Source organism: Herbaspirillum sp. SJZ099 (genome assembly GCF_007828355.1).
In the GTDB taxonomy this organism is placed as follows: domain Bacteria; phylum Pseudomonadota; class Gammaproteobacteria; order Burkholderiales; family Burkholderiaceae_D; genus Herbaspirillum.
On sequence record NZ_VIUO01000009.1, the window covers coordinates 19972 to 39476 of the forward strand.

Annotated in this window: 18 protein-coding genes and 4 tRNA genes; 2 read left to right on the forward strand and 20 right to left on the reverse strand. The window is 63.1% G+C overall.

Annotated features, from left to right (window positions below; translation table 11 throughout):
• Nucleotides 1-13 precede the first annotated feature (13 nt).
• Both FB597_RS16915 and FB597_RS16920 read left to right on the forward strand, forming a co-directional pair.
• The gene (locus tag FB597_RS16915; RefSeq protein WP_144770173.1) at nt 14-1405 is read left to right on the forward strand and encodes a cache domain-containing protein; all 1392 of its coding nucleotides are present in this window, start codon (nt 14-16) and stop codon (nt 1403-1405) included.
• Nucleotides 1398-2054: a response regulator transcription factor gene (locus FB597_RS16920; protein ID WP_144770174.1), complete on the forward strand. Its 657-nt coding sequence runs from the start codon at nt 1398-1400 to the stop codon at nt 2052-2054. The genes FB597_RS16915 and FB597_RS16920 overlap by 8 nt, the downstream gene beginning before the upstream one ends.
• Nucleotides 2055-2087: 33 nt before the next feature.
• On the opposite strand, the gene FB597_RS16925 is transcribed toward FB597_RS16920, so the two are convergent.
• The 20 genes from FB597_RS16925 to FB597_RS17020 all read right to left on the reverse strand — a co-directional run bounded on the left by FB597_RS16925 (nt 2088) and on the right by FB597_RS17020 (nt 19498).
• The gene (locus FB597_RS16925; protein WP_141915879.1) at nt 2088-2696 is read right to left on the reverse strand and encodes a histidine phosphatase family protein; all 609 of its coding nucleotides are present in this window, start codon (nt 2694-2696) and stop codon (nt 2088-2090) included.
• Nucleotides 2697-2699: 3 nt separating this feature from the next.
• Complete coding sequence (locus FB597_RS16930; RefSeq protein WP_144770237.1) at nt 2700-3536, reverse strand: adenosylcobinamide-GDP ribazoletransferase; 837 nt, start codon at nt 3534-3536, stop codon at nt 2700-2702.
• Nucleotides 3529-4563 carry a nicotinate-nucleotide--dimethylbenzimidazole phosphoribosyltransferase gene (gene cobT, locus FB597_RS16935; RefSeq protein WP_144770175.1) on the reverse strand — a complete coding sequence of 345 codons (1035 nt, stop codon included), beginning with the start codon at nt 4561-4563 and terminating at the stop codon, nt 3529-3531. The genes FB597_RS16930 and cobT overlap by 8 nt, the downstream gene beginning before the upstream one ends.
• Before the next feature lie 260 nt (nt 4564-4823).
• The gene (locus FB597_RS16940; protein ID WP_141915884.1) at nt 4824-5792 is read right to left on the reverse strand and encodes a chemotaxis protein; all 969 of its coding nucleotides are present in this window, start codon (nt 5790-5792) and stop codon (nt 4824-4826) included.
• A gap of 281 nt (nt 5793-6073) precedes the next feature.
• Nucleotides 6074-6149: transfer RNA gene (locus FB597_RS16945), tRNA-Gly, on the reverse strand.
• Between the two features lie 55 nt (nt 6150-6204).
• Nucleotides 6205-6280: transfer RNA gene (locus FB597_RS16950), tRNA-Gly, on the reverse strand.
• A gap of 9 nt (nt 6281-6289) precedes the next feature.
• Nucleotides 6290-6363: transfer RNA gene (locus tag FB597_RS16955), tRNA-Cys, on the reverse strand.
• Nucleotides 6364-6528: 165 nt separating this feature from the next.
• Nucleotides 6529-6604: transfer RNA gene (locus tag FB597_RS16960), tRNA-Gly, on the reverse strand.
• Nucleotides 6605-6652: 48 nt separating this feature from the next.
• Nucleotides 6653-7237: a CDP-diacylglycerol--glycerol-3-phosphate 3-phosphatidyltransferase gene (pgsA, locus tag FB597_RS16965; RefSeq protein WP_141915888.1), complete on the reverse strand. Its 585-nt coding sequence runs from the start codon at nt 7235-7237 to the stop codon at nt 6653-6655.
• A gap of 106 nt (nt 7238-7343) precedes the next feature.
• Nucleotides 7344-9206 carry an excinuclease ABC subunit UvrC gene (gene uvrC / locus FB597_RS16970; RefSeq protein WP_141915890.1) on the reverse strand — a complete coding sequence of 621 codons (1863 nt, stop codon included), beginning with the start codon at nt 9204-9206 and terminating at the stop codon, nt 7344-7346.
• Nucleotides 9207-9236: 30 nt separating this feature from the next.
• A complete protein-coding gene (gene nagZ / locus FB597_RS16975; RefSeq protein WP_144770176.1) occupies nt 9237-10265 on the reverse strand; it encodes a beta-N-acetylhexosaminidase in 1029 nt (342 codons plus the stop codon).
• A complete protein-coding gene (gene acpS, locus FB597_RS16980) occupies nt 10262-10654 on the reverse strand; it encodes a holo-ACP synthase (RefSeq protein ID WP_141915895.1) in 393 nt (130 codons plus the stop codon). The genes nagZ and acpS overlap by 4 nt, the downstream gene beginning before the upstream one ends.
• A gap of 13 nt (nt 10655-10667) precedes the next feature.
• Entirely contained in the window at nt 10668-11438 is a 771-nt protein-coding gene (pdxJ, locus tag FB597_RS16985) for a pyridoxine 5'-phosphate synthase (protein ID WP_141915898.1), read from the reverse strand.
• 154 nt (nt 11439-11592) lie between these two features.
• Nucleotides 11593-12444, reverse strand: a complete 852-nt coding sequence (gene recO / locus FB597_RS16990; RefSeq protein ID WP_144770177.1) for a DNA repair protein RecO — start codon at nt 12442-12444, stop codon at nt 11593-11595.
• A gap of 84 nt (nt 12445-12528) precedes the next feature.
• Nucleotides 12529-13455 (reverse strand): GTPase Era, encoded by a 927-nt coding sequence (gene era / locus FB597_RS16995; RefSeq protein ID WP_141916095.1) that lies wholly within the window; start codon nt 13453-13455, stop codon nt 12529-12531.
• Nucleotides 13452-14528: a ribonuclease III gene (gene rnc / locus FB597_RS17000; RefSeq protein WP_144770178.1), complete on the reverse strand. Its 1077-nt coding sequence runs from the start codon at nt 14526-14528 to the stop codon at nt 13452-13454. Before rnc ends, era begins: the two co-directional genes overlap by 4 nt.
• Before the next feature lie 215 nt (nt 14529-14743).
• Nucleotides 14744-15658, reverse strand: a complete 915-nt coding sequence (gene lepB, locus FB597_RS17005) for a signal peptidase I (RefSeq protein WP_141915903.1) — start codon at nt 15656-15658, stop codon at nt 14744-14746.
• 1 nt (nt 15659) lies between these two features.
• Nucleotides 15660-17453 carry a translation elongation factor 4 gene (lepA, locus tag FB597_RS17010; protein WP_141915906.1) on the reverse strand — a complete coding sequence of 598 codons (1794 nt, stop codon included), beginning with the start codon at nt 17451-17453 and terminating at the stop codon, nt 15660-15662.
• Between the two features lie 178 nt (nt 17454-17631).
• Nucleotides 17632-17919, reverse strand: a complete 288-nt coding sequence (locus tag FB597_RS17015) for a glutaredoxin family protein (protein ID WP_144770179.1) — start codon at nt 17917-17919, stop codon at nt 17632-17634.
• 94 nt (nt 17920-18013) lie between these two features.
• The gene (locus tag FB597_RS17020; protein ID WP_144770180.1) at nt 18014-19498 is read right to left on the reverse strand and encodes a DegQ family serine endoprotease; all 1485 of its coding nucleotides are present in this window, start codon (nt 19496-19498) and stop codon (nt 18014-18016) included.
• Between the last annotated feature and the right edge of the window lie 7 nt (nt 19499-19505).

Below are 19505 nucleotides of genomic sequence, written 5' to 3' on the forward strand. Positions count from 1 at the left end.
GTAGAATCGCGTCATGAAACTGCGCCAGAAAATCATCTTCCTCGCCATTGTCCCGCTGTGCCTGGCCATTGCCGCCATCGCACTGGTGGTGCGGCACCAGGCAGTGGAACTGGGGCGCCAGCAGCGCGCTTCGATCGAAGCCGCCTATCTGGCCAGCAAGAATGCAGAACTCAAGCACTATGTGGATCTGGCCATCCACGCGGTCAGCCACCTTTACAGCACCGGCCGCAGCGATGAGGCGATCCGCAACGAAGCCAAGCGCATCCTGGCCGACCTGGAGTTCAGCGACGATGGCTATTTTTTCGTCTACGACCAGAACGGCCGCAACGTGATGCACCCGCGCCAACCTGAATTGGTCGGCACCGCGATGTGGGACTGGCACGACGCCTCGGGCAGCCCGACCATCCAGCACCTCATCGAGCGCGCCAACCAGGGCGGCGGCTACGAACGCTACCTGTGGCAAAAACCATCGAGCAAGAACGTCGCGCCCAAGCTCGGTTACGTGGCGGGCTTGCCGCGCTGGGGCTGGGTGATCGGCACGGGCATCTATCTCGACGATGTCGACGCGGCGCTGTCGGAGATCGACAACCAGATTTCCGGCCACGTCCACCAGACTATGCTGATGATCGCCATCATCGCGGTCTTGAGCGCGCTGGCGGTGGCCTTGTCGGGACTGCTGCTCAACATCAGCGAACACCGCGTCGCCGATGCCAAGCTGCGGCAACTGGCGCAACGGGTGGTGCGTTCCCAGGAAGACGAGCGCGCGCGCCTCTCGCGCGACCTGCATGACGGCATCAGCCAGTGGCTGGTATCGATCAAGCTGCAGATCGAAGCCGCGCTGATCCGCCTCAACGGCACGCCGGAACAGGTGCTGGCCGCGCGCGGGGCGTTTGAAAAAACCGCCGGGCAAATCAACGGCGTGCTGGCCGAAGTGCGGCGCATCTCGCACGACCTGCGCCCGGCCATCCTGGACGACCTGGGGCTGGCGGCCGCGCTGGAACACCTGTGCGGGGAATGGCGCGGAACCACCGGCGTCGATGCCGGCACGACGATCCATTTCGACGCCGAGGGCGACATCGGCCCGCTGCCGGACGTCGTCAATACCGTGCTGTTTCGCGTGACGCAGGAAGCGTTGACCAATATCGCGCGCCATGCCGGCGCCACCGAGATCACGGTGCGCCTGCACGGCGGGAAAACCTTCGTGATGCTGCAGGTGCGCGACAACGGCGCCGGCTTCAATGTCGACCAGGTCGACGACCACCCACGGCGCGGCATCGGCCTGCGCAACATGCAGGAACGCATGGAAGCCGTGGGCGGCGAACTCGCCCTGGACTCATCCCCGGCCGGCACGCAGGTCACCGCCCTGGTTCCCCGCCACTCTCCTTTTGAACGCTCCCATGCCTGACATCCAAGCGCCCGCTCCTTGCGCCCCCACCCGCGTGATGCTGATCGATGACCACCCGCTGGTGCGCGACGGCTTGCGCGCCCGGCTGGAAGCGGTGCCCGGCCTGGCGGTAGTGGCCGAAGCCGGCAATGCGGAAGAAGCGCTGGCGGCCGCGGCCCAGTGCAATATCGACCTCGCGCTGATGGACATCAACATGCGCGGCACCAACGGCATCGAACTGACGGCGCAGTTCCACGCCCGCCATCCGGAGATTGCGGTGCTGATCCTGAGTATGCATGACAAGGGCGAATACGTGATGCAGTCGATCCAGGCCGGCGCCCGCGGCTACGTGCTCAAGGACGCCCCCAGCCAGGATATCGTGCAAGCCATCGAAACCGTGAAATCGGGCGGGATCTATTACAGCGCCGCACTGCTGCGCCAGCTGACCCAACCGCTGCCGGAACGCGACCTGTTGACGCTGCGCGAGCGCGAGGTGCTCAAGCACATCGCCAACGGCGAATCCAACAAGCAGATCGCGCGCGAACTCGACCTGAGCGTGCGCACCGTCGAAACCCACCGGCTCAACATCAAGCGCAAGCTGAACATCGACGGCCAGGCCGAACTGATCAAGTTCGCGGTGGAGTCGCTGCGGCTGGAAGGAAAGATCTGAGAAGGAAATATCTGAGATCGGCGGCGGCCGGAATCAGCCCGGCGCCAAGGCGTCGATCTCGAGCGTAATCAGTTCGCCGAATCCGATATCGCGCTTGTCAGCCGCGGCCCGCAGGGCGATCGCCTCCATCGCGCCGGCATCGGGCGCGGCATCGGCGCCGTGTTCGGCATGCCATGCCGCGCAGGCGCGCAGCATGCGGATCGAACCGCCGTGGCATACCGCGATGGCTTGTGCATCGCCAGCGCGACGCAGCGCATCGAAAACATCCCATACGCGCCGGGCCACCGCCAGCAGCGTCTCGCCGCCGCCGGGCGCATGGTGCAGCAGATCGCGGTTCCAGGCCTCGACTTCGGCCCAGGCGATATCGTCCCAGGCGCGCAGCTCCCACGTGCCGAAATGCATTTCCTGCAAGCCGCGATCGAGGGTGATGCTCTCGATATCCAGCGCCTGCGCCAGGGCCAGCGCCAGGTCGGCGCAGCGCTGCAAGGGGCTGGAGATAATCGGCGCTGCGCGAGGCAGCAACAGGCTGACGCGTTCACAGCACGATGCCAGCGTGTCGGGCGCCACGGCGACGTCGCTGCTGCCGTAGCAATAACTTTTGTCGAGGATGGGCGCCGGATGGCGGACCAGATGGAGTTGCATGGCTCAGTTCCCGATAAAGCCGGGAGCCACGGCCAGCGCACCCAGGTAGAAAGCGGTCTCGCTCAATTGCTGGACGGCGCCCAGGCAGTCGCCGGTATATCCGCCCAGGCGCCGGCTGAACTTGCGCGCCAGCCACGCCGTAGCGACCACGGCCAAGATGAGGCCGGCGGCGATGCGCTGCCAGGACATCAGTCCCCAATACGCCACGCCGATCACCGGCAACGCGGCGAACACGGTCGCGAGCAGGAATTCGCCGCCCTTCATGTGCTGCGCCAGCGGCTTGGCCTTGCCCTCTTCGCGCACGTAATCCATCCGCCAGATCAGGCAAGTCGCCAACCAGCGCGACAGCGGATGGGCGATGCCCAGCGCGGCCAACAGCTGCAACGGCAGCATGGCGTTCAGCGCCACCAGCTTCAATGCCAGCAGCATGGCGATGCCGATCGCGCCATAGGCGCCCACGCGCGAATCGCGCATGATGTCCAGCGCACGCTCCCGGCTGATGCCGCCGCCCAGGCCGTCGCAGACATCGGCAAAGCCGTCCTCATGGAAAGCGCCGGTCAGCCAGATGCCCGCCGCGACAGATAAAAGCACCGCCACCGCCTGCGGCCAGAACTGGGCCGCCAGCACATATACCAGTGCCGTCACCCAGGCGACGATCCAGCCGACCAGCGGGAAATAACGCGTGCAGCGCTGCAGCCAGTCCGGATGGAAACCGACCCAGCGCGGGATCGGCAAGCGCGTGAAAAACTGCAGCGCGATGAAAAACAGCCGCAGCTGATGCGCCAGGCCACGGCTGGCGGGCGCAGGATATGGTTGCCCGGACAGCGGATGCTCAGCCATTTTTGCCATTGACGCCGGCCGCGGAAAAGGTCGCCATGCTTTCCAGGAAATTCACCGCAGCGCGCAACAGCGGCAATGCCAGCGCGCTGCCGGTACCCTCGCCCAGGCGCAGGTCGAGTTGCATCAGCGGTCGGGCCTTGAGGTAGTCCAGCATACGGCGATGGCCGGCTTCGCCGGAGCAATGCGAAAACACGCAATAGTCCAGCACCGCGGGCTGCAAAGCCGCCGCGGCCAGCAGGGCCGAGGTGACGATGAAGCCATCGACCAGCAATACCATGCGCCTTTGCGCGCCACGCAGCATGGCGCCGGCAATGAAGGCGATTTCAAAGCCGCCCAATGCCGCCAGCACCTCCAATGGCGCCCTGGCATCGGCATGCCGGCGCAGGGCGCGCTCGACGACGTCGCGCTTGTGCGCGATGCCCTTGGCATCCAAGCCGGTACCGGCGCCCACGCAATCGGCGGCCGCAATCCCCGTGAAGGCAGCCATCAACGCCGCCGCCGAGGTGGTATTGCCGATGCCCATCTCGCCGAACCCGAGCGCGTCGCAGTCCAGGCCGTCGACGAAGCGCATGCCGGCCTGCAGCGCGCGTGCACAATCCTGATCGCTCATCGCCGCTTGTTCGCAGAAATTTCTGGTGCCAGGCGCCACCTTGCAGTCAACCAGGCCGAGGCGCTCGCCAAAGTCATGGTTCACCCCGGCATCGACGATATGCAATGCGCAGTCATTCTGCCGAGCGAACACGTTGATAGCCGCGCCGCCGGCCAGGAAATTCTCGACCATCTGCCAGGTCACGCTTTGGGGATAGGCGGAAATTCCTTCCGCAGTCACGCCATGGTCGCCGGCGCAAACCACGATGGCCGGCCTAGCGAGCGCCGGACGCTCACTGCGCTGGATCAGCCCGATCTGGCGCGCCAACCGCTCCAGCACGCCCAGGCTGCCTTGCGGCTTGGTCTTGTCGTCGATACGATGGTCGAGCCGCGCCGCCAACTCGGGATCGTGGATCGATGGAATGGCGGGAATCTGCATGGGATGCGGGGCCTGTCGCGGCTTGCTGCGCGACATGGCGTAGTCGAAAGAGCGACAGTATAAGAGATCGGCTCGATTCGGTGGAGCAACGGCCGGCGAGGATTGCCGGCGCCCGGCCAATCGTTGCCGGCCCCTTTCAGCGGCCGGCCGGACAACCTGCCCGCCTGGCGGCGGCCGGCAAGACATCGCTCCCATCTGGCAAAAGAGCCCATCCCGGGCTCCCTTGGATGGCCGCCGCGGCCTCCGGCGAGGTTCGCCGCTCAGCCCGACGCGCGCTCCAGCACACCGAAAATCGTGGCGGCCAGTTCATTGGCCTCGAACTTGCCGACATACGCATCCGCGCCCACGCTCTTGACGTGGTCTTCATTGGTCGAACCCGACAGCGAAGAATGGATGATCACAGGAAGACTTTTCAGGAATTCGTCGCGCTTGATGTTGCGGGTCAAGGTAAAGCCGTCCATCTCCGGCATTTCCAGATCGGTCAGCACGAAGGAAATCTTGTCCGTGATCGGCCGCCCTTCGCTGCGCGCTTCCTGCGCCATCTTCTGTATCTTGGCCCAGGCCTCGGCGCCGGTAATGTGCATCTCGAAAGGGATCTCCATGGCGCGCAGCCCCTGCTCGATCAAAGAACGCGCGACCTTGGAATCGTCCGCGGCGATGGCAACGGTGCCGGCCTTTATGCCATGCTTGCTGCCCTTGCCCAGGTTTTCCATTTTCATGTTGCGGTCGGTCGGCATGATCTCGTGCAGGATCTGTTCGACATCGAGCACCTGGGCCAGCCTGCCGGCGTCTTTATCGGCGTCCAGGCGTGCGATGCTGGTGACGAAGTTGCCGCCGGTCTTGGATTCGGCCGACAGCACCTGGCTCCATTCCAGGCGCACGATCTCATCCACCGACTCCACCGCGAAGGCTTGCGTGCTGCGCGCGTATTCGGTCACCAGCAGGATGTTGAGGCCGGTCTTGGGCACACAGCCGACCACGGCCGGCAGGTCGATCACCGATATGATCTGGCCGCGTATGTTGACCATCCCCAGCATCGGCGATTGCGTCCCCGCCGCCGTGGTGACAGGCGGCATCGGAACGATTTCGCGGATCTTGAACACATTGATGCCGAACAGTTCGGAACGCTCCCCATAGGCATCCGACCCCAAACGGAACAGCAGAAGCTCGAACTTGTTGGATGCAGTGAGATTGGTTCTTTCATCAATCTCTTTTTGAAAACTGTCCATGTTTCCCCCGAATGATATGGATAGACAGGCAACAAGCCTGAACTTGCCAATGTAGATGGGAAACCCTGCGCTGGCAATCCGGGGCATCCGCGCAGGAGGGGATATGTTGCTTTTCGTTGTCCGCACTCAAAAAATGATGCTATGCGACGTGACATTTCCTATAAACAATTTTCTGCCGCTGGACGGGGCGGCATGGATGCGTGACAACCTGGGGGATGAAACCGGAAACTCCGGAAGCAGATGTGAAAAGAGGAAGCCATCAGGCTTCCTCTTTTACAATTTGGAGCGGGAGAAGAGTCTCGAACTCTCGACCTATACCTTGGCAAGGTATCGCTCTACCAACTGAGCTACTCCCGCATGGAACCGTACTGCGTTTGCACAACCAGAGGAAGCGGGCTTCCTCCTTGAAATCTGGAGCGGGAGAAGAGTCTCGAACTCTCGACCTATACCTTGGCAAGGTATCGCTCTACCAACTGAGCTACTCCCGCATGGAGTTTTGGAGGCGGGGGTCGGGATCGAACCGGCGTAGACGGCTTTGCAGGCCGCTGCATAACCACTTTGCTACCCCGCCTTGGGGACACGCATACTACCTAAAACGCGCGTTGTTTGCAAACGACTTCTTTGCAAACATCTTATCGACTGATCCAACCTTCATTGCGACCACATCGCTGATGCGTGCGCGCCTCGTACAATAAAAAAAGGAAGCTTTTTTAGGCTTCCTTTTTTCCAAGTAACCTGGAGCGGGAGAAGAGTCTCGAACTCTCGACCTATACCTTGGCAAGGTATCGCTCTACCAACTGAGCTACTCCCGCATCGACAACAGAACGCTATTATAGGACGCGCTCTGAAATTGTCAACTATCAATTACTATTTTCATGCACCTTCTTGATGAGCGGCATCGCCTTGCGCAAATAGTAGAGCATCGACCACACCGTCAGCACCGCCGCGATGAACAGCAGGATGGCGCCCCACAGCCGCGTGTCGACCACCCCCAGCAGCGTATCGTAGTAGAGCAGCATGGGGATGGCGAGCATCTGCGCGGTGGTCTTGATCTTGCCCAGCGAACTCACCGCCACCGACTTGGAGGCGCCGATCTGGGCCATCCATTCGCGCAGCGCCGAAATCGCGATCTCGCGGCCGATGATGATGAAAGCGATGATGGGATGGACCCGGCCCAGATGCACCAGCACCAGCAAGGCGCCGGTCACCATCAGCTTGTCGGCCACCGGATCGAGGAAGGCGCCGAACGCCGAAGTCTGGTTCCAGCGGCGCGCGAGAAAACCATCGAACCAGTCGGTCAGCGCGGCAACGATGAACACGATGGTGGAGGCGATGCCTTGCTCAAAGCGGTTCAGGCCGATTTCCGGCAGGTAGAACACGCCGACGACCAGCGGAATCAGCGCAACCCGCAGCCAGGTCAGCAAAATGGGAATATTGAAAGGCATACGTCTTGTTGGTGTTGGGTCGGCGTACACAAAAAATTTTACCGAATAGTAGCAGAGTCGCCCCGTCCGCGGCGCATGGGGCAATGCAAAGCCTCGCTTGGCAAGCTCAATGCAGCTGGCGGTAGATCTCTTCGGCCAGCTGGCGCGAGATGCCCTCCACCGACGCCAACTCATCCACGCTGGCATCGGCCACGCCGCGCAAGCCGCCGAAGCGCGCCAGCAAACGCTGCCGCCGCTTGGCGCCGATGCCTTCGATTTCTTCCAGGCGCGAAGTCTGGCGCGCCTTGGCGCGTTTGGCGCGCATGCCGGTGATGGCGAAGCGGTGGGCTTCATCGCGGATTTGCGCAATGAGCATCAGCGCAGCCGATTCCTTGCCCAGTTCCCGGGAGGGACGGCCATCGGCGAACACCAGCGTTTCCAGGCCGACGCGGCGCCCTTCCCCCTTGGCCACCCCGACGATCAGGCTGATGTTCAGGCCGAGTTCGGTCAGCACCTGGCGCGCCATTTCCACCTGGCCGCGGCCGCCATCGATAAGGACGATATCCGGCATCACGCCTTCGCCGTTGGCGACCTTCTCGTAGCGGCGCATCAATACCTGGCGCATGGCCGCGTAGTCGTCGCCGGGCGTGATGTCGTTGATGTTGTAGCGGCGGTATTCGCCGTTCTGCATCGCATGGTGGTGGAACACCACGCACGATGCCTGGGTCGCTTCGCCCTGGGTGTGGCTGATGTCGAAGCATTCGGCGCGCAGGTTTTCCAGGTCTTCGCCTTCCAGTCCCAGCACTTCGGCCAGCGCGCGCGTGCGCGCTTGCTGCGAGCCCTGCTCCGACAGCAGCCGCGCCAGCGACAGCTCCGCGCCCTTGATCGCCATCTCCAGCCATTGGCGACGCTGGCCCTGGGGCTGGAAGGTCAGCGCGATGCGATGGCCGCATTGCTCCATCAGCGCCACCATCAGTGCCGGATCGTCGAACTCGGCGCTGACGATCAGCGAGGCGGGAATGAACTTGTCGATGTAATGCTGCGCCAGGAAGGCCTTGAGCACTTCCACTTCGATGCTCTCTTCGCCGGTGGCCAGCGCATCGTCCACCTGCGTCGGGAAATAGGCGCGGTCGCCCAGATGGCGCCCGCCGCGCACCATCGCCAGGTTGACGCAGGCGCGCCCGCCCTGCACCACCACGGCGATGATGTCGATGTCGGCGTCGCTCACCGTCTCCATGCTCTGCTGGTGCAACACGGACGACAGCGACGAGATCTGGTCGCGCACCGCGGCCGCCTGTTCGAACTTGAGGTCTGCCGCGAAGGCGTGCATCTTTTGCTCCAGCGCTTCCATTACCTCGCCCTGGCGTCCGCGCAGGAATTTGGCGGCGTTCTCGACATCGATGGCGTAGTCCTCGGCGCTGATCAGCTTCACGCACGGCCCGCTGCAACGGTGGATCTGGTGCAGCAGGCAGGGCCGTGTGCGGTTGGCGAACACGGTGTCTTCACAGGTGCGCAGCAAGAATACCTTCTGCAGGATCTGGATCGACTCCTTCACCGCGCCGGCGTTGGGAAAAGGTCCGAAGTACTGGTTGCGCTTGTCGACCGCGCCGCGGTAGTAGGCCATGCGGGGGTAAGCATGGCCGGTGAGTTTCAGGTAGGGGTAGGACTTGTCGTCGCGAAACAGGATGTTGAAGCGCGGACGCAAGGTCTTGATCAGGTTGTTTTCCAGCAGCAGCGCCTCGGCTTCGCTGCGCGTGACGGTGGTCTCGAGGCGCGCGATGCGCTCGACCATCATGGCGATGCGCGGACTGGTCAGGGTCTTCTGGAAGTAGCTGGAAACGCGCTTCTTCAGGTCGCGCGCCTTGCCGACGTACAGCACGTTGTCCTGCGCATCGAAATAGCGGTAGACGCCCGGCAGGTGCGGCAGCCGGGCGACCGTCTCCAGCACGAGTTCGCGCGGATCGGGCGGGGTAACGGTGGATTCTGGCATGGCGGCTGGACGGCGAAACGTATGGCGCGACTACAGCGACAGCACCAGCTCGCGCGCGGCCCGGTAGCGCGCATCGGCCTGCAATGCATCCCAGTCCAATGCGGCGGAGGTCGGCGCCAGCGCCGCGCGGCGCGCCGCCGAGGCGGCATCGGCGCCGCCCTTGAGGCCGTTGAGGATCTGCCAGGCCTTGTCCGGCGAATTGCAGATCAGCGCGACATCGCAGCCGGCGTCGATGGCGGCCTGCGCCGCATCGAGCGCGCTGCCGGCGACGCTGGCGCCGTGCATGCTGAGGTCGTCGCTGAAGATGGCGCCCTGGAAGGCGAAACGCTGGCGCAGCAGGCCCAGCCACTTCTTCGAAAAACCGGCGGGATGCTTGTCCACCTTGGGGTAGATCACGTGCGCCGGCATCACTGCCGCCAGGCTCATGCCCAACCAGTCGTAGGGCATCGCATCTTCGCCGAGGATAGCGTCGAGCTCGCGCTGGTCCACGGGAATAGCCACATGCGAATCGGCCGCGACAAAGCCATGGCCGGGGAAATGCTTGCCGCAATTGGCCATGCCCGCTAGCGCCAGGCCGTGGTTCAGGCTCTTGGCCAGCAGCGTGACCACACGCGGGTCGCGGTGGAAAGCGCGCGCGCCGATGACCGTGGACTCGCCATAATCGAGGTCCAGTACCGGCGTGAACGACAGGTCGATGCCGCAGGCGCGCAGTTCGGAGGCCAGCACGAAGCCGGTGGCCGTGGCCAGCTTGGCGGCATGCAGCACGTCCCGGTCCCAGGCCTGGCCCAGCTTGCCCATGGCCGGCAGCACGGTGAAACCGTCGGTGCGGAAGCGCTGCACGCGGCCGCCCTCATGGTCGACCGCGATCAGTATGCCGGGACGCGCGCGGCGGATGGCCGCGGTCAATTCGACCAATTGGGCGCGATTCTCATAATTGCGGGTGAACAGGATCACGCCGCCGGTCAGCGGGTGCTGGAGGCGCTTGATATCGTCCGCCTCCAGGCGCGTGCCGACCACATCCAGCATGACCGGCCCCAGGGCCTTGCCTGCTTTACTCATGACTTCTCCACAATGACAAATGCGACGGCGTATTCCGCCTCGTCGGTAATCGATACCTGGGCGGACAGGCCCTGCTGCTCCATCCACGCCTTCAGGGCGCCGCTGCATACCGCTACCGGTTTGCCGCTGGGCGCGTTCAGCACCTGCATGGCGCGCCAGGTCATGGGCATGCGCATGCCCATGCCAATCGCCTTGGAAAAGGCTTCCTTGGCGGCAAAGCGCGTGGCGAGGAAACGGATGCCGCGCGCTTCGACCTTGGCCTTGCGGCGCAGGTATTTCTGCATTTCTTCCGGCCCCAGGATCTTCTCGGCGAAGCGGTCGCCGTGGCGGCCCAATGCGGCCTGCACGCGCGAGATCTGCAGGATGTCGGTACCGATGCCGTAAATCATGCGTGCGCCGCCTTCAGGCCTTGCCGATGGCGGCCAGGCGCGCCTTGACCATGATCGCCTTCATCTCGGAGACGGCATTGCGCCAGCCGGCGAACACCGCATGCGCCACCACCGCATGGCCGATATTGAGCTCGGCGATTTGCGGGATGGCGGCGATCGCCTGCACGTTGGTGTAATGCAAGCCGTGCCCGGCATTGACCTTCAGGCCCAGCTTGATGCCTTCCAGCACGCTGCTCTGGATACGCTCCAGCTCGTCCTGCTGTTCCTTCTGGCTGGCGGCGTCGGCATAGCGGCCGGTATGCAGTTCGATGACCGGCGCGCCTGCTTCGGCCGCGGCCCTGATCTGCTGCGGATCGGGATCGATGAACAGGGAAACGCGCACGCCCTCCTGTTGCAACTGGCGGATCGCCGCCTGCACCTCGGCAAAATGGCCGATCACGTCGAGGCCGCCTTCGGTAGTCACCTCGGTGCGTTTTTCCGGCACCAGGCAGACGTCCTGCGGCTTGATGACGCAGGCGAAATCGATCATCTCGCGCGTCACCGCCGCTTCCAGGTTCATGCGAGTCGTCAGCAGCGGACGGATCGCCTTGACGTCGGCGTCGCGGATGTGGCGGCGGTCTTCGCGCAGGTGCAGCGTGATGGCGTCGGCGCCGGCTTCTTCCGCTTCCAGCGCGGCCTTGAGCGGATCGGGATAGGCCGTGCCGCGGGCATTGCGCAAGGTGGCGACGTGGTCGATATTGATGCCCAGTTCAATGGATGGGCCGGCCGGCTGCAGGAAACTCATGGCGTCTGGAATCGTGTGTGCTTGGTTCTGTCAAAGTGGCGCCTGCACGGCGCCGGGAAACCGGTGATTTTATCCATATCGGCGCATGCCCGGTGGGGCCGCATCAAACCATGCGCCAATCCGGGATGCGAACGGCTTGCCTGTGCCAGCCGAATCAAAGCTGCATCAGGTCAATCAGGATCTGGCGCGTATTGAGCTGGGCGCCGCCGAGATGGTGGGCCAGCAGGTAGCGCATCAGGAATTTGCTTTGCAGTTGGGTAGTCGGGTCGCTGTAGTCTTCGCGCTCCATGTCCAGCAGGGTCTTGCCGGACACCTTGGGCGCCCGGTCGGACAGGCGCTCGGGGCGGGTGCCCTGCTCCGGATCGACCACATAGACGCCATCCGGCCGTACCGTCTTGCAGCTGACGGTGCACAGGCTCCAGTTGCCGGCCACGCCGGTTTGCTTGAGGAGGAAGCGTTCGAACTGGCGCAGCACGATGGGGGCATTCTCGCCATGTGCCAGCTTGTTCAGGGTGGCCACGTAATGGTCGAACAGCGCCGGGTGCGCATCTTCGCGCGCCAGCAGCTTGACCAGCAATTCGTTGAGGTAGAAGCCGCACAGCAGCGCCGACTTCTCCAGCGGCAGCAGGCCGCCTACCCATTCCGCGTCGGTCAGCGTGCGCACTTCGGACTTGCCGCTCCACGACAGCGAGAGCGGCTGGAACGTCTGCAGCGCGCCGCGCAGCTTGGAATGCGGGCGCTTGGCGCCCTTGGCCACCAGCGCCACCCGGCCATGGTCGCGTGAAAACACGTCGACGATCAGGCTGGTTTCCTTATAGGGGTAGCTGTGCAGGATGAAGCCCGGCTGCGCCTGGATCCGGTGCTCCTTCTCCGGCACGGCGCGGCTGCGCGCCGGTGCGCGCGCGGGCTTTTTGGCTTCGGCCCTGGCCGGCGCAACATGGAGCGCCTGTTCGGCGACGCCGTCAACCTGGGCGGCAAGCTGGGATTCGGAAAGCACGGTAGTCATCAAATATCCGTCCTGAATGCGTTGTGCCGCGTCAAGCTGGGCGGCGGTATGCCATTGAATGCGCTGCTGCGCCTGCCGGCCAGGTCACTCGTAGCCGTAGGCGCGCAAACCGGCTTCGTTGTCGGCCCAGCCGGATTTGACCTTGACCCAGATTTCCAGATAGACCGGGCCGCCGAACAGGCGCTCCATGTCGAGCCGGGCCTGGGTCGAGATTTCCTTCAGGCGCGCGCCCTTCTGGCCGATCACCATGGCCTTGTGGGTGTCGCGCTCGACCAGGATGGCGGCGAACACGCGGCGCAGGTTGCCTTCCTGCTCGAACTTCTCGACCAGCACGGTGCTGGTGTAGGGCAGCTCTTCCCCGACGAAGCGGAATACCTTCTCGCGCACGATCTCGGAGGCCAGGAATTTCTCGCTGCGGTCGGTGATGTCGTCTTCGTCGAACATCGGCGGATTGTGCGGCAGCAGCTTGCGGATCTCTTCCTGCAGGCGATCCAGCTGGAAACGCTGCTTGGCCGAGACCGGCACCACGGCGGCGAAATCGCGATGGGAGGCGACTTCCTGCGCGAACGGCATCAGCGTGGCCTTGTCCTTGCTGCGGTCCGACTTGTTCAGTACCAGGATGCACGGCACATTGGCCGGCAGCAGATCCAGCACCTGCTTGTCGGCCGGGCCGAACGTGCCGGCCTCGATCACGAACAGGATCACATCGGCCGCCGTCAGCGTGTTGGTGACGGTGCGGTTGAGCGTCTTGTTCAGCGCATTGCTGTGGCGGGTCTGGAAGCCCGGCGTATCGACGTAGACGTATTGGGTATCGCCGATGGTCTGGATGCCGGTGATGCGATGGCGTGTGGTCTGGGCCTTGCGCGAGGTAATGCTGACCTTGGCGCCGACCAGGACGTTCATCAGGGTCGATTTCCCGACGTTGGGACGGCCCACGATGGCGATATAGCCGCAGCGGTAATCGCCCGGCGCCGGTGCCGGCTCAGTGCCGGGCATTGGAGTGTCTGTCATGCTGTCTTGGATTGCGTGGCAGCCGGGGCTGCCGATATGGGTTCTGCCACCGCTTCGTTGCGGTCGCCGCCGGTCTTGCCGTCGCCTCTGGCGGCCAGATGACGGGCCTCCTTGGCATCTTTCGGCTCTTTCGCGGCCTTGTCCTGTTTCTCGCCTTTGTCCGCCTTGTCTGCCTTTTCGGCTTTCTCGACCCTTTCCGGTTTCTCCGGGCGCTCGGCCTTGTCGAGCAGGTCGCCCTTGAGCGGCTTGGCGCTGGCGCCGCGCTCGGCGGCATCCGGGCGCTGGCCCTTGGCCGGCGGTTCAGCCCGCTCCGGGGCATCCGGCTGGATGGTGGCGATGCCGGCCAGCTTGAGCTGGGTCGTGCGCGCGCGCGGCTTGCGGCTGGCCGACGGAGTCTTGACCAATGCCTGCTGGACCGCTTCCAGCGCCAGCTTGGCGGCGGCCTGTTCGCCAGCACGGCGGCTGCCGCCGGTGCCGAAGACCTGGATCTCCAGCTTGGGCACCAGGCATTCGATCTCGAACTCCTGGTTATGGGCCGCACCGTGGGTGGCGATGACGTTGTATTGCGGCAGCGGGATCTTCTTGCCTTGCAAGAACTCCTGCAGCAGGGTCTTGGCATCCTTGCCCAGGGTTCGCGGGTCGACGTGTTCCAGTACCGGCAGGTACAGTGCGCGGATCACCGCGCATGCCGCGTCGAAACCGGAATCAAGGAAGATCGCGCCGAACAGCGCTTCCAGCGTGTCGGCCAAAATCGACGGGCGGCGGAAACCGCCCGATTTGAGCTCGCCCTCGCCCAGGCGCAGGAACTGCGACAGCTCAAGCCGCTGGGCGATTTCATAGAGGGATTGCTGCTTGACCAGGTTGGCGCGCAAGCGCGACAGATCGCCTTCGTCGATCTTTTCATAACGATCGAACAACAGTGAGGCCACCACGCAGTTCAGCACCGAATCGCCAAGGAATTCCAGCCGCTCATTATGCAAAGCGCTATGGCTACGGTGCGTCAAGGCCTGCTGCAGCAAAGAAGCGTCCTTGAAGTTGTGGCCTAGCCGATGTTGCAAGAGTTGAGGATCCATTTTCTCATCCGTCATTCAGGCTCGCCGTCCGTGTGGCGCGCAAGGCGCTGCGCACATCGGCCCAGCCTGATTAGTCAGCGGGATCGGTTCAAAGCAAAGCTGAAAACTGCTCCGGTCTGCCTCCACAATGCAAAAATGCCCAATGGAAACTGCTTAGAACCTGCCCGCTCTCCACTTGGGAGAGCGAGCAGGTTCTTACCAGGATGCGGCGCGCCTTACTTGAAGCTGCCGATCCGCTTTAAGTCGCCCAGATTCATCCAGACGAAGAATGCTTTTCCGACAATGTTCCGGTCGGGGACAAATCCCCAGTAACGGCTGTCCAGGCTGTTGTCCCGGTTGTCGCCCATCATGAAGTATTCGCCCTGCGGCACCGTGCAGGCAAAGCCTTCGGCGTTATAGGTGCACAGCTCGTGATGCGGGAAGGCATCCGGGTTGGGTACGAAATTCGGGGCACGCTCATCCGTCAGGATCTTGTGCTCCACGCCGGTCAGGTTTTCCTGCCACTGCTTATAGTACGTCAGATTTTCTTCATCCAGATAATCCGGCAGCGGTTTATAAGAAATTTCTTCACCATTCACCGTTAAGCGCTTGTTTTTATAGACTATTTTGTCACCAGGCACGCCTACAACACGTTTGATGTAATCGACCGTTGTGTCCTTCGGATATTTAAAGACCATGACGTCGCCGCGCTGGGGATCGTTGATCTCGATGATCTTTTTGTTGATGATCGGCAGGCGGATGCCGTAGGTGTATTTGTTCACCAGGATCAGGTCGCCCACCAGCAGCGTCGGCACCATCGAGCTGGATGGAATCTTGAACGGCTCGTACAGGAACGAGCGCAGGCAAAACACCAGTGCGATCACCGGGAAGAAGCTGCCGGAATATTCGATCCATGCCGGCTGCTTGAGCAGCTTGGCCTGGAGGTCGGCGCGGCCGCTGGCCACATTGCCTTCGCGCTTGATGCCTTCGGCGTTGTCGCGCGCCACGCGGGCGTCGAACTCGGCCAATGCGGCATCGGCGCGGGCGCGGCGCTGCTTGGAAAGGAAGAACACGTCGGCAAACCAGACCACGCCGGTCACCAACATCAAGACGAACAGAATCAGTGCGAAGTTACCCAACAATGCCTGCATGTTATTTCTCATCCACTTGTAAGATTGCCAGGAACGCTTCCTGCGGAATTTCCACCGAGCCGACTTGCTTCATCCGCTTCTTGCCGGCCTTCTGCTTTTCCAGCAGCTTGCGCTTGCGCGAGATGTCGCCGCCGTAGCACTTGGCCAGCACGTTCTTGCGCATCGCCTTGACGTTCTCGCGCGAGATGATGGTGGCGCCGATGGCGGCCTGGATCGCCACATCGAACATCTGGCGCGGAATCAGCTCGCGCATCTTGGCCGCCACTTGGCGGCCGCGGTGCTGGGCGGCGGCGCGGTGCACGATGATGGCCAGCGCATCGACCTTCTCGCTGTTGATCAGCATGTCGACCTTGACCACATCGGCCGCGCGGTATTCCTTGAACTCGTAGTCCATCGAGGCGTAGCCGCGCGAAGTCGACTTGAGGCGGTCGAAGAAGTCGAGCACGATCTCGGCCATCGGCATTTCATAGGTCAGCTGCACCTGCTTGCCGTGGTAGCTCATGTTGGTCTGGACGCCGCGCTTTTGCGTGCATAGCGTGATGACCGAGCCGACATACTCCTGCGGCATGTACAGGTTGACCGTGACGATCGGCTCGCGCACTTCCTCGATCTTGGAGACTTCCGGCATCTTCGACGGGTTGTCCACCATCAGCAAAGTGCCGTCGCGCTGCTGCACCTCGTACACCACGGTCGGCGCGGTGGTGATCAGGTCCATGTCGAATTCGCGCTCCAGGCGCTCCTGCACGATTTCCATGTGCAGCAAGCCCAGGAAGCCGCAGCGGAAACCGAAGCCGAGCGCCTGCGAAACTTCCGGCTCGTACATCAGGGCGGCGTCGTTGAGCTTCAACTTTTCCAGCGAGTCGCGCAGCGCGTCGTATTGGTTGGCCTCGACCGGGAACAGGCCGGCGAACACCTGCGGCTGCACTTCCTTGAAGCCAGGCAACGGCGCCGCGGCCGGCTTGCCTGCCAGGGTCACGGTATCGCCCACCTTGGCCGACTTGAGTTCCTTGATGCCGGCGATGACGAAGCCCACCTGCCCTGCTGTGAGCGCATCGCGCGATTGCGACTTGGGCGTGAACACGCCGATGCTTTCGGTCAGGTGCTGGGCGCCGGTGGCCATGAACAGGATCTTGTCCTTGGGACGCAAGGTGCCGTTGACGATGCGCACCAGCATCACCACACCGACGTAATTGTCGAACCAGGAATCGATGATCAAGGCCTGCAACGGCGCATCGGCGTCGCCCTTGGGCGCCGGCACCTTGGCGACGATGGCTTCGAGCACGTCTTCCACGCCCAGGCCGGTCTTGGCCGAGCACGGCGTGGCGTCGGAAGCGTCGATGCCGATGACTTCCTCGATCTCGCTCTTGGCGTTGTCCGGATCGGCCGACGGCAGGTCGATCTTGTTCAACACCGGCACCACTTCCACGCCGAGATCCAGCGCGGTGTAGCAGTTGGCAACCGTCTGCGCTTCCACGCCCTGCGAGGCATCCACCACCAGCAACGCGCCCTCGCAGGCGGACAGCGAACGGCTGACTTCGTAGCTGAAGTCGACGTGTCCCGGGGTATCGATCAGGTTGAGGTTGTAGACCTGCCCATCCTTGGCCTTGTACGACAATGCGGCGGTCTGCGCCTTGATGGTGATGCCGCGCTCGCGCTCGATATCCATCGAGTCCAGCACCTGCGCTTCCATTTCACGGTTGGAGAGGCCTCCACACAGCTGGATGATGCGATCGGCCAAGGTGGATTTGCCGTGGTCGATGTGGGCGATGATCGAGAAATTACGAATATTGTTCATTAACAGACAGGTAACGATAAAAAAAGGCGCTCTGTAGCGGGAGCAGTCCCAGCCGAGCGCCTTTGCAACAGCTTGTTCGACCCGGCATTTTACCGGATTTCAGAGGGAGAATCGCGTCTTTCCTGTCGCCCCGGACATTCCCGCCAGCGCTGCCTGTGCTCTTCGCGGATGAAAAATCCTATCGCGCATCGGCGCCTGGGGCGTCGAAACCATCGATAAAGGCCTGCAAGCGAGATTCATCCAGAAAATAATGGCAAAGTTGCAACCATTGGCCATCACGCTGCTGCGCCATCAGCACCGGCACCAGTTCGTCATAGCGCGCCACCAAGCCAGCATCCGCATCGACATCCACCATCTCGATATCGGCCGCACGGCCGCCAAGCCTGGCCTGCAAGGCTTGGCGCAAGTCATCGCACAGATGGCAATAACTGCGGGAATAAATCACGAAACGAAGCGTATCGGCCATCTTGCCTCTTGCCCACCCGGTTCAGACAATAAAAAAGGGCTGCAAACCACGCTGTGCAGCCCTTGCGCCGACGGCGCGCTTTTGCCTGTCGGCCTTAGTTGCCGCCGCTAGGCCGCAGCGGCACGAATTGCGATGAATCTCCACGGCGGATCAATACCGCCGCGCGCTTCTTGGGATCCAGCTTGGCCACCAATTGGTTGAATTGCTTGGCGTCCCTGATATCGACGTCGTTGAGGCGCTGCACGACATCGCCGGGACGGATACCCGCAGCAGCGGCGGCGCCGCTTGCCGCTTCAACCAGCACGCCGTTGTCCGCCTTGAGTTCCTTCTTCTGCGCCTCGGAGAGATCGCTGACGACCAGACCCAGCGCATTCGGGGTGTTGTCCGGCTTGGCCTTCTTCTCGTCAGCCGACTTGGCCGGCTTGTCGGCCTCCAGCTCCACCACGGTCACGCTGACGTCGCGCGCGCTGCCCTTGCGCCAGATATTCACGGTCGCCTTGGCGCCCGGCTTGGTGGCGCCGACCATGCGCGGCAGGTCGCTCGGCCGCTCGATGGCGGCGCCGTTGTATTTCAGGATGATATCGCCGGCTTCCAGGCCGGCCTTCGCGGCCGGGCCATCCGGCTCGACGCGCTGCACCAGCGCGCCTTGCGCACGCGCCAGGCCGAGCGACTCGGCCACATCCTTGGTGACTTCGCCAATCTGCACGCCGATGCGTCCTCGCGTGACGCGGCCGCTGGATTTCAATTGCTCGGCCACACGCAGCGCCTCATCGATGGGCACCGCGAACGAGATGCCCATGAAGCCGCCCGAGCGGCTGTAGATCTGCGAATTGATGCCGATCACCTCGCCCTTGAGGTTGATCAACGGGCCGCCCGAGTTGCCGGGATTGACCGCCACGTCGGTCTGGATCAGCGGCAGGTAATCGCCGGTATCGCGCGCCTTGGCCGAAACGATGCCGGCCGTCACGGTGTTTTCCAGGCCGAACGGCGAACCGATCGCCAGCACCCACTCGCCGGCGCGGATCTTGTCGGAGTCGCCCATCGCCAGGCGCGGCAGGTTGCTGCCGTCGATCTTCAGCACGGCAACGTCGGTGCGGGTATCGGCGCCAACGATCTTGGCCTTGAATTCACGCTTGTCGGTCAGCGTCACATAAACGTCGCTGGCGCCATCCACTACGTGGGCGTTGGTCAGGATAAAACCGTCCGCCGAAATGATGAAACCGGATCCTACGCCACGCGGCACCTCTTCCTGCTGGCCTTGGCCACCCTGCCTGCCATTGCCGCGGGGTGTGCCCGGTTGCTGCTGGCGCGGAATGGGAATGCCGAAGAAACGGCGGAAAAATTCCTGCATCTCGGGGTCGTCGATGCCCCCTTGCGCCTGGCCGCCATTACGCACACGTTCGGTGGTGCGAATGTTGACCACGCCTGGACCGGTGCGGTCGACGATATCGGCAAAATCGGGCAACGCCGCAACGCTTGGCGCCACCACGGCCGGCGGCGCGGATATTGCGGGAACGGCCACAAAAACAGAGGCTGCCAGCAGTGAGCAACCGACGATGGTTTTCTTCAGTGATGTCATTGCAACG